The 4,178-nt window shown below is 72.8% G+C and carries 1 protein-coding gene, 1 pseudogene and 1 riboswitch; the gene and the pseudogene both read right to left on the reverse strand.

Annotated elements, in window-relative coordinates; translation table 11 throughout:
• Nucleotides 1-239 (reverse strand): annotated as a pseudogene (locus ACFVX6_RS38695) (hemerythrin domain-containing protein); the annotation flags it as partial.
• A gap of 30 nt (nt 240-269) precedes the next feature.
• A complete protein-coding gene (cobN, locus tag ACFVX6_RS38700) occupies nt 270-3,896 on the reverse strand; it encodes a cobaltochelatase subunit CobN (protein ID WP_389699281.1) in 3,627 nt (1,208 codons plus the stop codon).
• Nucleotides 3,897-3,949: 53 nt separating this feature from the next.
• Nucleotides 3,950-4,026: riboswitch (cobalamin riboswitch) on the reverse strand.
• Nucleotides 4,027-4,178 lie beyond the last annotated feature (152 nt).

Here is a 4,178-nt window from a genome sequence, read left to right on the forward strand (position 1 = left end):
ACCCCCTTTGCGGTGGGGCTGGGGGGCTTGGATTTTTTTACACGCCCCCGCCCCGCCACCCCCCCCACCCAATGGGCGAGGAGGACGGCCGTCATCTCCGCGACGAGGGCACGCGCCCTCGGGAGGTCCCCCGCGTCCAGGGCGCGCAATGCGTCGCCCGCGGCGTTCGTCACCGCCTCGTGCTCGGCGATGAACTCCTTGATCAGGGGGATCTCGCGGCAGCCGCAGTAATGGCACATGCGGCTCAGTCTGATCCAGCCGGTGCCCGGTTAGTCGCTTTCGCCTTCGAGGTTGCCCTCCGTGTCCAGGTACACCTGGCGCAGCGCCTCCAGGACCTGCGGGTCCGGCTTCTCCCACATGCCGCGCGACTCGGCCTCCAGCAGCCGCTCCGCGATCCCGTGCAGGGCCCAGGGGTTGGCCTCCTCCAGGAAGGCGCGGTTCTCCGGGTCCAGGACGTACGTCTCGGTCAGCTTGTCGTACATCCAGTCGGCGACCACACCGGTCGTGGCGTCGTAGCCGAAGAGGTAGTCGACGGTGGCGGCCAGCTCGAAGGCACCCTTGTAACCGTGGCGGCGCATCGCCTCGATCCACTTCGGGTTCACGACGCGGGCACGGAAGACGCGGGAGGTCTCCTCGACCAGCGTGCGCGTCTTGACCGTCTCGGGCCGGGTCGAGTCCCCGATGTACGCCTCGGGGGCCGTGCCGCGCAGGGCGCGGACGGTGGCCACCATGCCGCCGTGGTACTGGAAGTAGTCGTCGGAGTCGGCGATGTCGTGCTCACGGGTGTCGGTGTTCTTCGCCGCGACCGTGATCCGCTTGTAGGCGGTCTCCATCTCCTCGCGCGCCGCGCGCCCTTCCAGGCCCCGGCCGTACGCGTACCCGCCCCACACCGTGTAGACCTCCGCGAGGTCGGCGTCGGTGCGCCAGTCGCGGGAGTCGATCAGCTGCAGGATGCCCGCGCCGTACGTGCCAGGGCGCGAGCCGAAGATGCGGGTGGTGGCCCGCCGTTCGTCCCCGTGCACGGCCAGGTCGGCCTGCGCGTGGGCCCGTACGAAGTTGTCCTCCGCGGGCTCCTCCAACGAGGCCGCCAGCCGTACCGCATCGTCCAGCAGGCCGATGACGTGCGGGAACGCGTCGCGGAAGAAGCCCGAGATGCGCAGGGTCACATCGATGCGCGGACGGCCGAGCTCGGCGAGCGGGATCGGCTCCAGGCCCGTGACGCGGCGCGAGGCCTCGTCCCAGACCGGGCGGACACCGAGCAGCGCCATGGCCTCGGCCACGTCGTCGCCCGAGGTGCGCATCGCGCTCGTGCCCCACAGGGACAGGCCGACGGAGGCGGGCCATTCGCCGTTGTCCGTGCGGTAGCGGGTCAGGAGGGAATCGGCCAGGGCCTGACCGGTCTCCCACGCGAGGCGCGAGGGGACGGCCTTCGGGTCCACCGAGTAGAAGTTGCGGCCGGTCGGCAGCACGTTGACCAGACCGCGCAGCGGGGAGCCGGACGGGCCCGCCGGGACGAACGCGCCGTCCAGGGCGCTGACCACGTGGGCGATCTCGTCGGTGGTGCCGGCCAGGCGCGGGACGACCTCGCGGGCCGCGAAGTCCAGTACCGCCGCCACGTCCGCCGAATGTCCGGCGGCCACGGAAGCCACCGCCTCCGGGGCCCAGTTCGCGTCCTCCATCGCCTGGACCAGCGCGCGGGCCGTCTCCTCCGCCTCGTCGGCGGTGGTGCGGGTGGCCGCGGACTCGTCGAGGCCGAGCGCCTCGCGCAGACCGGGCAGGGCCGTCGTACCGCCCCAGATCTGGCGGGCGCGCAGGATGGCGAGGACCAGGTTGACGCGGGCGTCGCCGGTCGGGGCGCCGCCCAGGACGTGCAGACCGTCGCGGATCTGGGCGTCCTTGATCTCGCACAGCCAGCCGTCGACGTGGAGGAGGAAGTCGTCGAAGCCGTCGTCGTCGGGGCGCTGTTCCAGACCCAGGTCGTGGTCCAGCTTCGCGGCCTGGATCAGGGTCCAGATCTGCGCGCGGATCGCCGGCAGCTTCGCCGGGTCCATCGCGGAGATCTGGGCGTACTCGTCGAGGTGCTGCTCCAGGCGCGCGATGTCGCCGTACGACTCCGCGCGCGCCATCGGCGGCACCAGGTGGTCGACCAGGGTGGCGTGCACCCGGCGCTTGGCCTGGGTGCCCTCGCCCGGGTCGTTGACCAGGAACGGGTAGATGAGGGGCAGGTCGCCGAGCGCGGCGTCGGGAGCGCAGGACGCCGACAGGCCGGCGTTCTTGCCCGGCAGCCACTCCAGGTTGCCGTGCTTGCCCAGGTGGATCATCGCGTCGGCGCCGAAACCGCCGTCCTCGGTGCGGGCCTGGATCCAGCGGTACGCGGCCAGGTAGTGGTGCGAGGGCGGCAGGTCCGGGTCGTGGTAGATCGCGATCGGGTTCTCACCGAAGCCGCGCGGCGGCTGGATGAGGATGAGGAGGTTGGCGCGGCGCAGGGCGGCGAGGACGATGTCGCCCTCGGGATTGGCCGAGCGGTCCACGAACATGTTGCCCGGGGCCTCGCCCCAGTGCCGCTCCACGCTCTCGCGCAGATCGGCCGGGAGCTCGGCGAACCAGCGCTTGTAGTCGGCCGCCGGGATCCGGACCGGGTTGCGGGCGAGCTGCTCCTCGGTGAGCCAGTCCTGGTCGTGGCCGCCGGCCTCGATCAGGGCGCGGATCAGCTCGTCGCCGTCGCCGGAGACCAGGCCCGGGACGTCCTCGACGGGACCGAAGTCGTACCCGCCCGCGATGAGCGTGCGCAGCAGCTCCACGGCGCTGGCCGGGGTGTCCAGGCCGACCGCGTTGCCGATGCGGGAGTGCTTGGTGGGGTACGCCGAGAGGACCAGGGCGATCTTCTTGTCGCGGCGCTCGATGTGGCGCAGGCGTGCGTGGCGCACGGCGATGCCGGCCACGCGGGCGGCCCGCTCGGGGTCGGCGACGTAGGCGGGCAGCCCGTCCTCGTCCAGCTCCTTGAAGGAGAACGGGACGGTGATCAGGCGGCCGTCGAACTCCGGGACGGCGACCTGGGTGGCGGCGTCGAGGGGGGACAGGCCCTCGTCGTTCTCCTCCCAGGCGGACCGGGAGCCGGTCAGGCACAGGGCCTGCAGGATCGGCACGCCGAGGGCGGCCAGGGCGCCGGCGTCCCAGGACTCGTCGTCACCGCCGGCGGAGGCGGTGGCGGGCTTTGTGCCGCCGGCGGCCAGGACCGTGGTGACGATCGCGTCGGCGGACGCGAGCTGCTCGATCAGCTCCGGCTCGGGGGAGCGGAGGGAGGAGACGTAGAGGGGGAGCGCCTGGGCGCCGTGGGCCTCGATCGCCTCGGAGAGGGTGTGCACGAAGGCGGTGTTGCCGCTCATCTGGTGCGCGCGGTAGTAGAGCACCGCGATCCGGGGCCCTCCCTCATGGGGGGCGCGCTGCGGGGTGCGCTCCAGCGGGCCCCACGTGGGGGAGGCCGCCGGGGGCTCGAAACCGTGGCCGGTGAGCAGCACGGTGTCGGAGAGGAAGCGGGCGAGCTGGTCCAGGTTGGCCGGGCCGCCGTGGGCGAGGTAGCCGTGCGCCTCGGCGGCGATGCCGATCGGGACGGTCGAGGCTTCCATCAGCTGGGCGTCGGGGGCCTGTTCGCCGGTCAGCACGACCACCGGGCGGGTCTGGCCGGGGGCCAGGAGCAGGTCGAGGCCGTCCTGCCAGGCGCGCAGGCCGCCGAGGAGGCGTACGACGACCAGGGTGACGCCGTCGAGGAGACCGGGGAGGTCGTCGAGGGGAAGGCGGGAGGGGTTCGCGAAGCGGTACGGGACGGGAGCGTCCCCGGCGTTCGCTGCGCGGGCGCTGAGCAGATCGGTGTCGGACGTCGACAGCAGCAGGATCATGCGGCGGCAGGCCTTCCTCGGGGTTTCCGCGCCCCGGGCAGTGAGGACGGCGGGAGTTCCTGACTCATCCGGGGCCGGGGCCGCGGATTCACAGTGGCGGGACCGCGCCGGATTCGCACCGGGCTTCCTCCCATGTCGCCGTCCTCGGCGATGGCGGGCCTGTTGGCCGCCTTGGACTCATCTTAGGGGGCTGGTGTGCGGGGGTCTTGGGCCGGGTCCGGGGCCGTGGCCGGGGGGCGGAGCTTCGGTGGGGGTGGGTGCCCGTCGGGTTTGGTTCGGGGT

The sequence above is a fragment of the Streptomyces sp. NPDC058289 genome (assembly GCF_042880975.1).
In the GTDB taxonomy this organism is placed as follows: Bacteria; Actinomycetota; Actinomycetes; order Streptomycetales; family Streptomycetaceae; genus Streptomyces; species Streptomyces stoeckheimensis.